At 34.1% G+C, this 15,878-nt stretch carries 16 protein-coding genes; 2 read left to right on the plus strand and 14 right to left on the minus strand.

Annotated features, from left to right (window positions below; genetic code table 11):
* Window positions 1–117 precede the first annotated feature (117 nt).
* A complete protein-coding gene (locus REB14_RS03875) occupies window positions 118–417 on the plus strand; it encodes a rhodanese-like domain-containing protein (RefSeq protein ID WP_034692125.1) in 300 nt (99 codons plus the stop codon).
* A 28-nt stretch (window positions 418–445) separates the two neighbouring features.
* Window positions 446–1,063, plus strand: coding sequence for an HD domain-containing protein (locus REB14_RS03880; protein WP_079240827.1), 618 nt, complete (start codon window positions 446–448; stop codon window positions 1,061–1,063).
* A gap of 88 nt (window positions 1,064–1,151) precedes the next feature.
* On the opposite strand, the gene REB14_RS03885 is transcribed toward REB14_RS03880, so the two are convergent.
* From REB14_RS03885 to REB14_RS03950, 14 genes are all read right to left on the minus strand, one after another.
* Window positions 1,152–1,922: an alpha/beta fold hydrolase gene (locus REB14_RS03885; RefSeq protein WP_309521553.1), complete on the minus strand. Its 771-nt coding sequence runs from the start codon at window positions 1,920–1,922 to the stop codon at window positions 1,152–1,154.
* Between the two features lie 14 nt (window positions 1,923–1,936).
* Complete coding sequence (locus tag REB14_RS03890) at window positions 1,937–2,926, minus strand: NAD(P)H-dependent flavin oxidoreductase (protein ID WP_238594367.1); 990 nt, start codon at window positions 2,924–2,926, stop codon at window positions 1,937–1,939.
* A gap of 123 nt (window positions 2,927–3,049) precedes the next feature.
* Window positions 3,050–4,417: a peptidylprolyl isomerase gene (locus tag REB14_RS03895; protein WP_079240825.1), complete on the minus strand. Its 1,368-nt coding sequence runs from the start codon at window positions 4,415–4,417 to the stop codon at window positions 3,050–3,052.
* Between the two features lie 86 nt (window positions 4,418–4,503).
* Window positions 4,504–5,427, minus strand: a complete 924-nt coding sequence (locus tag REB14_RS03900; RefSeq protein WP_079240824.1) for a PfkB family carbohydrate kinase — start codon at window positions 5,425–5,427, stop codon at window positions 4,504–4,506.
* Between the two features lie 27 nt (window positions 5,428–5,454).
* A complete protein-coding gene (gene gldD / locus REB14_RS03905) occupies window positions 5,455–6,012 on the minus strand; it encodes a gliding motility lipoprotein GldD (protein ID WP_034692119.1) in 558 nt (185 codons plus the stop codon).
* Window positions 6,013–6,056: 44 nt separating this feature from the next.
* Window positions 6,057–7,091 carry an A/G-specific adenine glycosylase gene (gene mutY / locus REB14_RS03910; protein ID WP_079240823.1) on the minus strand — a complete coding sequence of 345 codons (1,035 nt, stop codon included), beginning with the start codon at window positions 7,089–7,091 and terminating at the stop codon, window positions 6,057–6,059.
* Between the two features lie 249 nt (window positions 7,092–7,340).
* Window positions 7,341–8,288, minus strand: coding sequence for an XAC2610-related protein (locus REB14_RS03915; protein ID WP_145953214.1), 948 nt, complete (start codon window positions 8,286–8,288; stop codon window positions 7,341–7,343).
* An 11-nt stretch (window positions 8,289–8,299) separates the two neighbouring features.
* A complete protein-coding gene (locus tag REB14_RS03920) occupies window positions 8,300–8,710 on the minus strand; it encodes a hypothetical protein (protein WP_309521554.1) in 411 nt (136 codons plus the stop codon).
* 127 nt (window positions 8,711–8,837) lie between these two features.
* The gene (locus REB14_RS03925) at window positions 8,838–9,209 is read right to left on the minus strand and encodes a hypothetical protein (protein ID WP_309521555.1); all 372 of its coding nucleotides are present in this window, start codon (window positions 9,207–9,209) and stop codon (window positions 8,838–8,840) included.
* A 24-nt stretch (window positions 9,210–9,233) separates the two neighbouring features.
* Window positions 9,234–10,283 (minus strand): hypothetical protein, encoded by a 1,050-nt coding sequence (locus REB14_RS03930; RefSeq protein WP_309521556.1) that lies wholly within the window; start codon window positions 10,281–10,283, stop codon window positions 9,234–9,236.
* Window positions 10,284–10,409: 126 nt separating this feature from the next.
* On the minus strand, window positions 10,410–13,052 hold the full coding sequence (locus REB14_RS03935; RefSeq protein ID WP_309521557.1) for a peptidoglycan DD-metalloendopeptidase family protein: 2,643 nt from the start codon (window positions 13,050–13,052) through the stop codon (window positions 10,410–10,412).
* Window positions 13,053–13,263: 211 nt separating this feature from the next.
* Window positions 13,264–13,722 (minus strand): hypothetical protein, encoded by a 459-nt coding sequence (locus tag REB14_RS03940; protein WP_309521558.1) that lies wholly within the window; start codon window positions 13,720–13,722, stop codon window positions 13,264–13,266.
* Window positions 13,723–13,800: 78 nt separating this feature from the next.
* Window positions 13,801–15,162 carry a DUF5458 family protein gene (locus REB14_RS03945; RefSeq protein ID WP_034692114.1) on the minus strand — a complete coding sequence of 454 codons (1,362 nt, stop codon included), beginning with the start codon at window positions 15,160–15,162 and terminating at the stop codon, window positions 13,801–13,803.
* Between the two features lie 20 nt (window positions 15,163–15,182).
* On the minus strand, window positions 15,183–15,629 hold the full coding sequence (locus tag REB14_RS03950; RefSeq protein ID WP_034692320.1) for a type VI secretion system contractile sheath small subunit: 447 nt from the start codon (window positions 15,627–15,629) through the stop codon (window positions 15,183–15,185).
* Window positions 15,630–15,878 lie beyond the last annotated feature (249 nt).

The raw sequence follows: 15,878 nt of genomic DNA on the forward strand, positions 1-15,878 counted from the left end.
TGGAATATGTTCATAGCACAACTGGTTTCTTTTCTGAAAAATTATGTTTTCATTAGGATTTTTTTCATAAAAAAATTACGTAATTTCGTTTCTAATTTAATGTTTAAACCAACAACTATGTCTTTAATAGAAGTAATACAATCCGGAAACTATGAATTAATAGACGTTCGTGAGCCAATGGAGCTTGAAATGGACGGTAATATAGATGGTGCTAAGAATATTCCTCTAGGTGAAGTAGAAGACAGACAGGATGAAATTCTATCTGTTGAAAAACCAGTAATCTTATTCTGCAGAAGTGGAAACAGAAGCGGAAAAGCATTGGATTATCTTAACGCTCAGGGATTAAAGGACGGCTATAACGGCGGAGGCTGGGCTGATCTAAAGGCTGTACTGGAAGCAAATCAGGGAACTTTTTAAAAGTTCCTTTTTTTATATCTTTATTTCTATGAATCTGAAAAATCAATTTGAACAGCTTTGCTCTTCGTTTACAGAAGATCCTCAACTCATCCGTGATCTGTGGAAGGAGATTGAAACTAAATATTCTGAAAAAGGAAGATACTATCATAATCTTCTTCATCTTGAAAACATGTTGAATGAACTTGAATATGTAAAAAGTAATATCTCAGATGTGACAGCGATTTCTTTTTCTGTATTCTACCATGACATTATCTATGATGCTTCTTCAAAATCCAATGAAGAGAAAAGTGCTGCCAAGGCAGAAAAAAGACTTACCGAACTTCATATCAATCAAGATAAAATTTCATTAATTTCTGCACAGATTCTGGCTACAAAATCTCACCAACGCTCTGATGACGAGGATACCAATTATCTTCTGGATGCTGACCTTTCTGTATTGGGCAAAGATTTTAAAACTTATTCAGAATATACTCAGAATATTAGAAAAGAGTATTCCATTTATCCTGACTTCCTTTATAAACCGGGACGAAAAAAAGTGCTTAAGCATTTTCTCGAGCTAGAGAGTATCTTTAAAACAGAGTATTTTAAGGAAAAATATGAGGTTCAGGCAAAGGAAAACATTGCAGCAGAACTTCAATTACTGTAATTTTTTAAGCTTTCACATTAGAATTTTCACATAAAAATAAGACACCCTGATTACAAGGTGTCTTATTTCTATATTTTATAGGTTCAGATTAAAAATATTTACCAATAAATTCTGCTGCTTTCTCCAATACAAGCTCTGGAGATTCTTTATGTGGTGTATGTCCTATTCCGGGAATGATGTATTTTTCCGCACTTCCACTCACCTGAGTAATCGTTTTTTCTACCTGATCCAATGTACCATATTCATCAGCTTCTCCCTGAACAAATAATAATGAAGCAGTAATATTTTTTAAGAGATATTCAATATTCCAGGTTCTGTAATCTTCACGCGTCCAGGTCTCTGTCCAGGCCTTGAAAAGCATTTCTACTTTATCGCCATGATATTTCTGTAAACGTTCAGGAAGATTGGTCGTTTTGTAAGCTTCCCAGGCATCATAAACCCCTTTTAAAGTTACCTCTTCTACAAAAATATGACCTGCTTCACAAATGACAGCTTCTACTCTTTCAGGATATTTCGCAGCGGTGATCAAAGCTATTGTTCCCCCATCACTGTGCCCGAACAGAATCACCTTATCAATATTTATTTCAGTCAATACATCATTCAAAAGATCTGCTTCCAGCTCCATATAATTTACCGGTCTTATATGAGTAGACATTGGATATGATTTCCCATAACCTAAACGGTCATAAGCCAAAGTATTACAATGTGTGGCTTCGGATAGTTTGGCTGGAAAATCTCTCCAAAGCTGTACTGAACCTAATGAATCATGCAGAAAAACAATAGTAGGTCTGTCTTGAAATTGATTATTGTGTTCAATATATAATTTTTGTCCCTTTACATCAATTATTCTTCCTTCCATCAAATAAAATTATATTAAAAAACAGGCATTTTTGTTGCTTCAAATTCTTTTAAAAGGTGACTGAAAACAGTTTCCACCGGAAGAATCTCGTCAATTAAAGCAGAAACCTGGCCTATTTCCAGCTCGCCATCTTCCATATCTCCTTCAAACATTCCACGCTTTGCTCTGGCTCTTCCTAATGAAGCAATCAATGCTTCTTTATCTCTTCCATTCACGTAGATATCTTCCAGTTCTTTGAAGAATTTATTTTTAACCATTCTCACAGGTGCCAGTTCTTTCAAAGTAAGATGCGTATCTCCTTCCTGTAATTCTGTAATTTTCTTTTTCCAGTTTTCATGGGCACTTGCTTCAGTTGTTGCAGCAAAACGGGAACCAATCTGTACACCATCTGCACCAAGAATCATAGCAGCCTTCATCTGTGAACCTAAAGCAATTCCTCCGGCAGCAATTAACGGCTTGGAAATATGTTTTTTAACATTAGGAATAAGACAGAATGTTGTTGTCTCATCTCTTCCGTTGTGGCCTCCGGCTTCAAAACCTTCTGCAACAATGGCATCTACTCCGGCATCTTCACATTTTACAGCAAATTTGGTGGATGAAACGACGTGAGCTACTTTTATTCCTTCTTTCTGAAGGGTTTCCGTATAGGTTTTCGGGTTACCGGCTGACGTAAATACAATTTTCACTCCTTCTTCAAGAATAATCTGAATAATTTCCTCAATATTAGGATATAACATCGGTACATTTACCCCGAATGGTTTATCTGTTGCCTGTTTACATTTCTGGATATTTTCTCTCAGGATATCAGGATACATACTTCCCGCTCCTATTATTCCTAATCCCCCACAGTTGGAAACTGCAGAAGCAAGTCTCCATCCCGAATGCCAGATCATCCCTGCCTGAATAATCGGGTATTTAATATTAAAAAGGTGTGAAATTCTATTTTGTGTTCCCTCCATGTCATGAAGTTTTTTTGCAGCGTTAAAATCTATAAAATTGCTCATGTGTAAAAATAATAAAAACAACGGTTTTCCGGGGAAAATATGTCAATATTTTCTATCATTGCCTTTCATTCTTTAAAACTACTAATCATAAAAAAACCTTCAGAAATTCTGAAGGTTTTGATTTTATTTTGTCATGGATTGTTTCTTCCAGTTAGACTTAAAGTTACAACTGTCGTAACGTCCGTCAATTGAAATAAAGGTTGTCGGCAACTTAGAGTTGACAAACTTTTCAACCATTTCACTTTTCTTTTTATTCAGCGCCATCTGCTTGATTCTGCTGAAGTCTGTTTCCAGGGTAATCTGGTGAGAAGGAATCACATCTTCAACTTTGATGATCTTGATTTGTTTTCTCTTGTTTTCTTCGTCTTCAAAAGCAGTAGTGATATCACCTTTGTTTAATCCTGCTAATTCATAACTGATTGTTCCAGGGATACTTTCTCTTTCAATTTTATCAGAACCGTCTGCTCCAGGAATAATTCCTGCATTGAATTTTGTTCTTTTATCGTCTGAGTATTTAAAAGCAGCATCTTTAAACGTCATTTTACCATCAACGATAAGACCTCTGATACTGTCTAATTTAGCTTTTGCAGTTTTAATTTCGTCATCAGTAGGAACAGCTTTCAACAAGATGTGTCTTGCATCATATACTTTACCTGATCTTTTCACTAACTGAATAATATGGAATCCGAATTCAGATTCAATAGGGTCTGAAATTTCATTTTCCTGAAGGTTCAATGCAGCAGCTTCGAATGGCTTCACCATCTGCCCTTTATTGATATTTTTATATAATCCTCCATTAGCAGCAGATCCTTCATCTTCAGAATAAATTCTTGCCTGGCTTTCAAAAGTCTCACCTCCGATAATATCCTGTTTGATTTTTTTCAACCTGTTGATAAGTTCTTGTTTGTGAGCTTCCGTAAGTGACGGGTAGATCATAATCTGAGCTAAAGTAACTTCATCTTTTACCTGTGGCAGCTGTGTTTTATACATATTGTAAAAATCAGTTACCTCATTAGGAGTTACGTCCGCTTTATCAGTTATTCTCTGGTACTTTGCCTGTCCGTAATATTGGTCAATATCTATTTTTTCAATAGCATTTTTCAGTTCATAAGCATTTCTGAACTTATAGGCTGCAAGCATTGTTTTTTCATCCGGAAATTGAGAAAGCATCTGACGGTATTTTGCATTTGCCTGTTCTTTTATTGCTGCAGAACGATTTTCAATTAAGGTATCTTTTTTTGCTTCGTATACAAGAAGCTTATTGCTGATAAGATTTTCCAGGAACTCACATTTGTCTGTGTTGGCAGCTCCCTGTTGTTTACCATAATTCATCTGCTCCAGGACATCAGATTCCAATACAATCTCATCCCCGATAACAGCGGCAATACCATCCACCAAATCTCCTTGTTTTAGCTGGGCATTCATCATATTTGAAGAGAATATCATGATGAAAATCCCAAGAAGAAAAGTGATTTTTAGTTTATTTGTCATTTTACTATTTTAACAAGTTGCAAATTTAGAATTCTTAACGAATTTCACTCAATTTTTTATTATAAATATTTCTTAAAAAGACTTATTTACTGCAGTTCAACATCAAATGTTGTTAATTCTTTGAATTGTCTCAATCTGCTGAACATATCCGCTTCGTTTACTTCTTCTATTCTTTCTGTTCCGAATTTCTCTACTGTGAATGAAGCCATTGCAGATCCTACGATAAGGGCAGACTTCATCGTTTCGAAATCAATTTTCCCTTTTTTAGCAAGGTATGCAGCAAATCCTCCTGCAAAAGTATCTCCAGCTCCTGTCGGATCAAAAACATCTTCTAACGGAAGTGCCGGAATAGCAAATACTTTATTGTCGTGGAATAGTAAAGCTCCGTGCTCTCCTTTTTTGATAATTACATATTCAGGACCCATTGTGTGGATCTTTTTAGCTGCTTTTACTAAAGAATATTCTCCTGAAAGCTGTCTTGCTTCTTCGTCATTGATGGTAATCACGTCTGTTTTTGCAATCATATCCATTAAGATATCCCATGCAGAATCCATCCAGAAATTCATGGTATCAAGAATAACCAGTTTAGGACGGTTGTTCATTTTTTCAAGTACAGATAACTGAACTCCAGGGTGTAGGTTTCCAAGTAACAAAATTTCGGCATCCTGCATTGAATCCGGGATTTTCGGATCAAAATTTTCCAACACATTTACTTCTGTAGCCAGAGTATCTCTTGTATTCAGATCGTTGTGGTATTTTCCAGACCAGAAGAATGTTTTTCCTTCTTTCACGATTTCAATTCCTTCGATATTTACATCTCTGTCTGTGAACATATCAAGATGTTCCTGTGGAAAGTCTCCTCCTACTACAGAAACAATTCCGGATTTAACGCCTAAAATTGATGAAGTGATTCCGATATACGTGGCTGCACCTCCTAAAATTTTGTCCGTTTTACCAAATGGTGTTTCAATTGCATCAAATGCAACACTTCCTACAACTAAAAGTTTCATATATTTTTCAATGTATATTAAAAGTAATTATTTTTTCCATTCAAAAGTGTCCAGCAGATGTTTCATATCATTTTTGATATAGTTCACTGCAGGAGCAAGAGAGTCCGGTTTCGGTCTCGTATTAAAGTATAAGTAAGCAGTCACGAAGTGTTTCGTACTGTCTGTAATGTAAAACTGAAGGTTGGAAGCACTCTGTCCTTTCAATTCATAGAAGTTCCCGTAGACTTTCTTTTCAGGGTATTCGAAGGATTTCGTATCTATGGAACTGGCTTTGATGGTATGCTCATATACCATTTTCTCGGCTTCCTTGATATGGTCAGCAAAGTCGTTCTGTATCGGATAATAGGTAACGAAAAGCTTCGCTTTCATTTTCGGATAGTTCAGATAGAACCAGCAAGGTTTTTTAGCTGGTGCAATCGAAGCAAAGTCCGAATATTCAAAGGTATACGCACAATCGTTTTCAAACTTTTGGTATTTCGGTGCCGGATATTCAAGACGCAATTCTCCATAAGGTTTTGGTGAAGGGTCTTTTCCACATGAAATTAAAAGCAGCGATACAAAAATAAAAATGACTTTTTTAATCATTTTGCAAAAGTACAAATTAGATTTTAGATTTCGGAAGACAAATTTCAGTCTTTCAGAGAGTTTTGAATGTAATTTTCCAGAGGCTTCGGAAACGATTTTTCATGAGAGCCTTCAACGTCTGTAATCAGGTATTGATTCTCAGTGATAAAATCATTCCATATCTTCTCAGAAGTAACCTCAACATTCCAGATTTCAATGCTTAAATTCTTATGGGTCAGTTTATGAGTAACCGTTTTTGATCCCGTAATATAAGTTTCCATATCAGCAGGAATCGCTGTGGGAAATTCAAATAATTTCTTCCAGATAAAGTCATCTGCTCTCTGGCGGATCAGAAATTGTCCGTTTCTGTGAACAAAATAATAAGTCAACGCAAGATCTTCTGCTTTTACTTTTTTTGTTTTAACGGGATAATATGAAATTTTCTGCATAGAAAATGCAAGACAGTCTTTATTCACAGGACATTCTTCACACAGTGGATTTTTGGGTTTACAGATTTCTGAACCAATATCCATCATGGCCTGATTAAAATCTCCGACATTTTCCGGCATTACCAAAGCAGCCAGCTCAGAAAAATACGTAAATGCTCTTGAATTTGAAATATCAAAATCATCGGCAAAAAGACGACTCAGAACACGGTAGAAATTCCCGTCAACCGCTGGCATTCTTCCACCGAAACAGATACTCGAAACAGCTGCAGCAGTATATTTTCCAACTCCTTTTAATTTTAAAATTTCTTCATACTGATCTGGAAAGACGCCCTGATAATCACTCATAATCTGCTGAGCAGCTTTATGAATATTGATGGCTCTTGAATAATAGCCTAATCCTTTCCAATATAATAAAACTTCATTTTCTTCAGCTTCTGCCAATGTTTTTACATCGGGAAATCTTTTAATAAAATTATTATAATGGTTTAATCCCTGATTGATCCTTGTCTGCTGAAATACAATTTCACAGATCCAGATTTTGTACGGATCTTTTGTCTGTCTGAAAGGCAGATCTCTTGCGTTATTTTTATACCATTCCAGGATTTTGATGCCAATATGCAAAAAATCTGAGGCTGTTTTATTTTTTCCCAAAAACCAATCTTGTTTTAAATCATTGAAAAGATAATTTTCTCTTCATCCTGAACATTGTTTCTATACTGCAAAGATAAGTTTATTTTATTTTTCCTGTTTTTGATGTTGAAGGAGTTTTTTGTGAATCCGTTATTGTATAAATTTATTTTTCTGCTCTTATCTCTTCCTACTACTTGCGTATGAAAAAAAAATAATCATGAAGGTAAAAAGGACTTAATCAGTTGCTAATCATATTTCATCTATTCTAAATTATTTTTTCTTTAGCTCCTGCTGTTCCGAAGAAATATCCCAGGTAGTATTAGAATTAAGTTTATATTTATTTATATTAATATGACAACATCCTATAATACTTTGTGTTGTAATTGTTTTGTTTGCTACATCAATATTTTCTGCTAAAATTCCATGTTGTAAAGGGAAAGTTTCTACAGCAGAAAAATTTCCATTTTTATCTTGGAGATAATATTCATATAACTTTTCCACACCGCCCTGATCCCAAACAATTGCAAAATCTTCTAAATCGTCAAAATTAAAATCTTTTACAAAAAAGTTGGTACACGGCAAATCTTGATAAGACGTCCATGAATTTGGTTCATAATGAATCTCCTGTGATTTACCATTCTTTTTATTTGTTACAATAATCCACGCTGAAGTTGGATATTTTTGTTCCTTCTCATTTTTATATTCTTCGGCTTCTAAAATAAATTTATACTTATTTGACAGGTTTTTGAACTCACATGATTTAGCTGTTGAAAGATCTGTTTTATTTGCAGGCTTTCCCTTTTGTTGTGAAACATGAATGCTTCTATTAATAATTTCCGCGGCAAACTCTCTAAAAGAATCTTGCGCATCAGGCATAAGATTGCTTAGAATGTTTTCATTCTTTCCTTCAATAGTTATTTTTTCAATTTCTTTATTTTTATCGTAAGAAAAAAGATAATTTTCATAATAGCTATCTGATAGCTTCTCGTCAGTATGCATTTCTACTTTGAATTTAACTTTTATTGAAGTATCATCATTCTGTAGAATATTTTCAGCAGTATAAGTCAATGCACAACCGGAACCACAACTAATAACAAAAGATTTATTAATTTCTACATTTGTCTTTTGAGAATTTGAAATGTTTTGTGTTTGTTTTGAGTTATCTTCTTTACAGCTGAGGGAAAATAGGGATATTAGAATTAAAAAGGGTTTCATCATGTATAGAAATGTCAATATTTTACCGTTTTTGGATCATATTTCTCAAATTTAATTATACCAAAATCTTTAGATGAATAAGTTATACTATTATCTTGGTTAGAATCAGGATATGTTGTTGAAAATCCTAATTTATGCAAATAAATAGAATTGTTTTTTTTATCAAAAATGAATGTTGTGTATTTATCCTGTATGGGTTGTGAGGAAATGTTTTCTTCAATAGTAAAAAAATTATTTTTAATTGTTAAGTTTTGAAATCCTTCTGCATAAGAACTATGATTGAATGAGTTTATAATTTTATTATTATGATATTCTTTAAATTCTCCTTTTTTGTTATAAATCAATACATAAACGCTTGAAAATCTGTTTTCTGTATTTGAATTTTTAGGTGAAATTATAAGAATCTTGTCTTTTATATTATCCATATTTAGATCACATTCTTTACTTAGGATCAGGCTGTCAGCAGTATTAAACATAATCCTCTGATCTTTGTTGGTAGTATGATTTATTTCTTTTTTAGGAAAACTGGAATTCACTTCAACAAAATCAAAATTATATTCTTTTTAGTCTATCATTTTTTCTCCTTTCTTCATTTGGATCCCAATAATTTTCTCTAAGTATGATTTTTTTGTCATTAATAATAATTTTATCCGTGAAGGACTCTTCGGTTGTTGATGTTAAACAAAATGTTTTTGGTTCTTCATCTAGTTTTGTTACATATAATGCAGGGAAAAAATCAGCAGATTCATTTTGTGTTACATTTTGATATAAAACAAATTCTTGTTTATCAAAAGAAATTTCAGTGTATATTATATTTTCTTTTTTTATACTTGTAGACGATTCCTTATTTTGAGTAGAATTTTCTTTACAACTCCAAAAGACGTGGAATGATAATATTAAAAGAATTAAAAAAGGTTTCATCATTAGTTGAAGCTTTATGGATTAATCTTAAGGCGCTCCTACTTTATCAAAATCGCTTCCATACCACACCATTTCTTCTAAATAAGGTAAATTATAATATTTGTTTTTTTTGAAATTATTAGTTAGTTTAGCCCAGATTTGATCATGATATGCAACATTACAAAAACCTAAAATATACCCCTCTTGTCCATTATTCCATTTTCCAGGATTATTTTTCCAGTATTTCTTAAACAATGGATCTGTGGTATTTGCAGCATATCCAATTATTCTAAATAAGTCTTCTTCCCTCCATTCTGTACTCTCATTATCATAAAAATTAATAATAAGTTGGGTTACATATTTCGATAATGACATGGAGTATGAATTATTACTATTAGTTGTGTTTTTTTGTATATAATCTAGAATATCAGTATTAATTATTAATTTTCCCGATTTGTCTTTTGTGAAAATTAATTCATTGGTAATCTTATCTGGAGTTGCAATATTATCATTAAGAAAATTAATATTTAAGATAGCTTTCTTACCATCATTGTTATTAAGATTAACTGCTTTTCCTATATCAAGTGAAAAGTTGCCAAGCTGAGGATTTAAGAATATATCAACTTTACGGTCTGTTTTTTTTATTTTAAAATTATATGCATTGTTCTCTTCGGTATTGTTGATTACTTCATTTTTTCCTAAGAACTTTATATTGTTATTATTAGCATAATAGACAAGAAATAGGTGTCCATTTTCTAAAAAATTATCTATTAAAATAATTTTTTCATCATTGCTGCTTCCAAATAAAAAAGTTTCATATCCAAGATCACTTGAATTATTCAGTTTATCAATGTAATTTTGATTATTATAGGTAAATAGGATCGAATTTTTATCAAAAGAAATTGATAAGTTTTTATTTTTATCAACACACTTATTTGAACTATACTTTTCACCAGTACAGTCTACTGGTTCTTGTTTAAAATCAATAGAATATAATGTTGTGAGATTATCTATCTTTTCTTGTTTAGGGTTATTTCCCTTACATGATAATAGATTAAAGAAAAATAATAGTATAAATAGATTTGTTAAATTTTTCATATTACTTACCTGCTGTTTTATCTTGTTTTTTTCTTTCTGTTTCCGAAAGCTGAGTCTCATTCTTATAATTAACATAGAAAGCTGGATTATAACGTTCGGAATATCCAGATGGATTTTGAGCACTTCTTATTTCAAAATGAAGGTGTGGCCCTTTAGTGCCGTTGCTCCAGTATCGCCAGTTTTTCCTAATCTTTTTGTTTTATAATTTTCAATTGCAATTTCTTCATTTTGTGAGACATTTAGCTCACTTAAATGTGCGTACATCAAATAAACATCTTTACTTTCTGTAATTCCTTCATATTCGTCAAAATCACCATATCCTTCTATATCATATTTGTTTTTATCATAAGTTCTTTTCGATTTTACATAGTATGGTTCGTAAGCTTGACGTTGTTTTTTAAATATTTCTAAATATTGAGAATCTACTTTTAAAACTAAACCTTTTCCGTATCCAGTTCCAGGAGACAAGCTAACTACTTTGCCAGGTAGGCATGCATATACGGGAGTTCCCTTTTCTGCAAACAAATCAATGCCATGATGAGGCCTTTTTCCATTGTCACTTCCAGGCATATCTGTTCTTACTCTTCCGAAAGCAGATCGCCATGGTCGTTTTAATCCACCGAACGTATATATAGTAATCTGGGGATTCTCTAATGGGTTGTTCCAGATAGCATTTTTATCATCATCAGTTTTATTTTGTGGCTTAACTTCCGGACATTTATCAACTTCAAAAACTACTTTAGTTATTTTATAATGATCCTTTCTTTTCTTTCTTGAATTGGTATTTCTATTTATAATATTAACAATCAAATCTACAACATCATCATCTTTTAATTTTCCTGTTTCATCTGCCTTATCAAACATATCCTCTTTATACCAATCTGCCATACCTGTTAAGGCTGCCTCTTTTGGAGTATAGTCTCTATCAATTCCATCACTTATTTTAATATTCTCAGATGAGGCAAATTTATCAATCCTTTTTTGAATTTCGCCATATGTAGTTCTACCTGTTATTTGGAGCAGTCCTCTTCCTCTATAATTCCAAGTGTCTTCAGCAGATTTGTTACCTAACTCTGGCCGATTTCCATATGCTATTTCTGCAATTTTCTTTTGGTTCGCTACATATCCATTCCTTGAGCTTCTTCCGTACTCATAGGCTAGATCATTTGGAACTGTTTTAGAATTATCATCTGTTGGATTTCCATGTTTATCAACTGCTCTTCCTTGAGCATTTCTTTTTCTAAATGCTTTAAACTGAATTGGTAATGCTTCTGCTGAGTAATTTAATCCTTCTCCATGTATTGCACCCGATAAATCTAGCCCAGATTCTTCAATCGATTGAGCAAAAAAATGAGCTTTCCGTGCACAAGTATCTAATTTATAGATCTTTTTGTATTTGTTTAAAGTTTCTGCAAGTTCAGATAATAAAGTTTTATCTTTAACCTCTGAATATATCCTTTGTAATTGTTCAACAGTTATATCTTTTTCACAATTAGGACACTTTCCATCAGTTGGCTTCTCCGGTTCTGGCTGCTTCTGCACCCCCACCGCACTCTTCACCTTCTCCACTTCCATCAGCCCTTCCGAATTTACCCCAAATTTCTGAGATTCCGCAGAAAGATCTTTGGAGATAATTTCTATAAAATAGTTTTGTGTATAGGAGTCCGGACCGCCGGTACGAGAGCCTGTTCCTTTTTGAAAAATATCTTTGGTAATGATAAATCCTGAAGTGTCACATATATCTGCGGGTATTTTAATCATTCTGCTTCGGTAGACTTCATCGTGGAATACCGAATCAGATTCCCAGATGACATATTGGATGTGTTTTCCCACCATATTTTTGGAGTGGATTCTTACCCTTACTTTATCACCTACAGCGACTTTGGAAAGCTCTTTTCCTGTATCATCTATGAAAACAGCTTCTATAATATTGCCTTTGGGATCCGGCTGTTTGAGACCACCTCCTTGTCCGGCCGGGAATTTTGGGGTGTGTTTCTCAGGTTGCGGCTTGGGTTTAGGCTGATTTTGGGGCTGTCCTTTATAATCCGGATTGGCTACCTCTACATTCACCTGGCTGGCTCCCTGAATTTTCCCGGAGTAGGTGGCTGTAATATAATATTCATGATTCGCACCTTCATTCCTGTCACCTTTCATCAGAAACTGATTGGCCATATGACGAAGGATTTTTTCATCAGACATCAGAGGTATTGACACTTCTGCAATCCCTTTTTCATTGACGCGAGCCTTATAGCTGCGGGTGTGACGGTTGTTTTTGTTAATACTGGCATCGTGGCCTTTTCCAGGAGCGTCATCTTCCCAAAGATGAAACTCAATCTCTTTATTAAACATCGCGATGCAGTGAGCCTGCGCAATAAGAGTATCATGATAACTGGCTGTATTGAAATCTTTTACTCCTCTGTTGAAGAGTACTACTTTATCGATCTTTGGAACCTTGTTGCTGACAGGAATAATTATAAGGCTGCCTGCCAATTCTCTGGTAGAAGGAAGACCGGGTAAAAGTCCTTTTTTAATCTCATAGACTTTCATTAGGAATTCTATTCCCAGCGCTATTTCTCCAAATTTGTAAGTCACTTTTTCACCGGTTTTTGGTTTTCCGGTGATATCTTTCCAGCTTCCGTTTTTCTGTTTCTTGTAAATGTACCATTCATAGTCTCCATTCAGTACAAATGAAAGTCCTGAATGCCTTATTTCGTAGGAACATGTTGTTCCAACCCGAGGATTCTGATCCCCGGCAATATTCCCTGTCATGGCTGATAGAATTTAACGAACTTCCAGTCGGAAGCTATTTAGACAGGTATTACTTTTCAGATTAAATTGTTGAAGACGATAGAGGGTGATATCCTCATACAGGGTTACATTCTTTTTCATTTTGTTTTTGTGTTTGTGTTTGTTCAAAAACAAAAATAAAAAAAATCATGATATTGTGATATAAAAAAGTTATCTGATTAAAAATCTAAAATTATTTCTTTTCTACATTATACACCGGAGCTGCTTTTAACCATTGGTACTTAAGGTTTCTGTCTTTGGCTATAAAACGATATCCTTCAAGTTTCTTCAGATACACATACATAGAATCTGTATTTTTGATCTTTAATTTATATTGGGATAAAAACATCATTGGCATTTCTACCGTAGAATCCCTTACTGTTTTCAATACTTTTCCTGATTTTACTTTATAAAGAAAGAAAGATTTTCCACGGCCTTTGGAACTGTCTGCTAATTTTACATCTGAACTTGCAAGTACGAGTTCACTGCCATCAAAACATTCATCTCTATTCATGATGTATGCTTTTCCTTCCTGACGTTCCTGTGCGAAAAGATCATTTTCGTAAGTGCCTGGACTTTGGTATTTTTTCTCACAACTTATCAAAAGGATCATCATCATAAAGGGTAATCCAATAATAAGTGTTTTATTCATATTTAATTTCATAGGTGTTGGTTGAAAAAAAACCGATGTAATATTGCATCGGTTTTTGTTATATAAAGTACGTTTATGTTACTCCTGAGTGTATTCTGCATCCCATTCGTTACCATCATCTCCTTTGTGTCCATCCAGTTTAATAACGAAACTTTTTGTAGGGAAATAAGGGGTCATACGGATATCCAGCCATACTCTGTCTTTGTTTACTCTATCCTGCTCGAAACGAACAATTTTGAATTTCTCGATCAACTTGTCCGGTCCTTTGATATTGTCAAGGAACGTTACAATCTGTCTTCTCAAATCGTCTTCGTTTTTAGCATTCCAGTTTTCGAAAGCTCTTCTGTTAAGGAAGTCAAGTAATACCTTGGTTACATAGTCGAATACACGAACTACGGAATACGTCTGAAGACCAATATTGTCTCCTGTAAATAAGGTCTTCGCCGAGAAAGCCATAATTTTTCCATATTCGTTAACCATTGGTACAAGACCCATTTTTTCCAATTGAGAAATTTCACTTTTTTTCAATTCGAATTTTACAGCGTCTACTTCGTTGATGTTACCGTGCTTTTTACCTGCTGCTACCTGAGACATCAGTGTTTTGTGGATCTTTCCTGCTAATGAAGTGGAAGGTGGAAGTTCTACGTTTTCTTCTTCCCCTACTTCTTCAGCTTTACCACGTCCTACCAGCCAGTTACACGTCATAATAACGTTACTTCTGTGAAGCTCACCTCCTGTAAGGTTTGCAGAGTGAAATAAATCTACCACATCATCCGGTTTATCAAGGTTGGCGAAGTCTGTAACCATCATTACTTTGTTTTCGTTACAGATTTTTGCCCATTTCTCAATGACCTTATTTGATCCTAAATATCCTGGTATTGCAAGGATTGAATAGTTATCTCTAAGATCAAGACGGTCGTAATAGTTTTTGAATTCTTCTGAGATCGCATCAATGAACAAAGGATTATCCAGATCAGAAACCTGATCAAGGCTTGCATTGACGATACTTACGTTGTCCACTTTATCCAATTCTGTATTTTTGTAGAATTGTGCTACTGTTCTGTAGTTGGTTTCCAACATACGAACAGCGTCCAGTGTATTTTTTAAGTTTGTTTTTAGGTTTTGGTCGGCCTGTTGTGCTTTACTCTTGCAAGTATCGGCCATTTTATCTGCAGATTCGCTACCTTCTAAAAGGTTTACCCAAAGATTGATCTTCTGAAGAAGTTCTTTTCTTTCGTCGGATTTATTGCTGTCGTTCAGGAAGATTTCTTTTCTTGCCTTTCTTGTTGGGTTCATATTGGCAATACCGTCTACAACGGATTCAACAAAGCCAAATCCTCCCATTTTATTGAGCTCTGCAAGCGGGTTACCCTTCGGCTGCCCTGCGTGTTGCTGCTGCCCCTGCTGCTGGCTTTCTTGTGCCTGTAATTTGCTATCCATGATTTAATGTAAGTCTTTAATTATTTTTCAAGTTCTTGTGCCACTTCTTTCAATACTTCTATGAACGCTGCTCTTGTCTGATCGTTCTCCAGCATATTGCGTAGAATTTTGTTTGTTTTCAGCTGACGTACGATTTTATTGTACTGCTCCTGTTCCATGCTCAATTGCTGCAGATAATCTGACTTCTGAGTAAGGCTTTTAGGGGTAAAGTCTCCAAGGTTTTGAAAACGGAATTCCTCTTCTACCATTCCACCATCTTCTGTTTCGTGTTGTACCGATACTGAAGGCTGAAAATGTTTGAAAACGTCTTCCACTGTTTTTAATCCTGTTACGATTTCAGGGGTATAAGACTCGTCTGTTGTAAGTTGGCTTACTATCAGTGATTTATTTTCCTGTATTTCCTGAATAGCTTCATTAGCGTCTACTTTTACCTCGTTTCCGCCAACACCATAATTAAACATTGCCATATTATTGTTATTTTGAGATTTACTATTTTGGTTTGGATCTGTCTTTGAATAATTTACCGATGAATCAAATAAATTACCAATCCAATGTTTAAATTTAAAAAAAAACTGTAACATACAAAATTTTACTAAGATTTTTCTTGAATCATCTAAATCTATTTACATTTATTCAACATAAAATCACCATATTACGATATCACTAAGCTATGAAAAAATAAATAAAGTCTTCCAAGAAAAATAAAATAAAATTTT

It is taken from the genome of Chryseobacterium metallicongregator (genome assembly GCF_031324065.1).
In the GTDB taxonomy this organism is placed as follows: Bacteria; Bacteroidota; Bacteroidia; order Flavobacteriales; family Weeksellaceae; genus Chryseobacterium; species Chryseobacterium metallicongregator.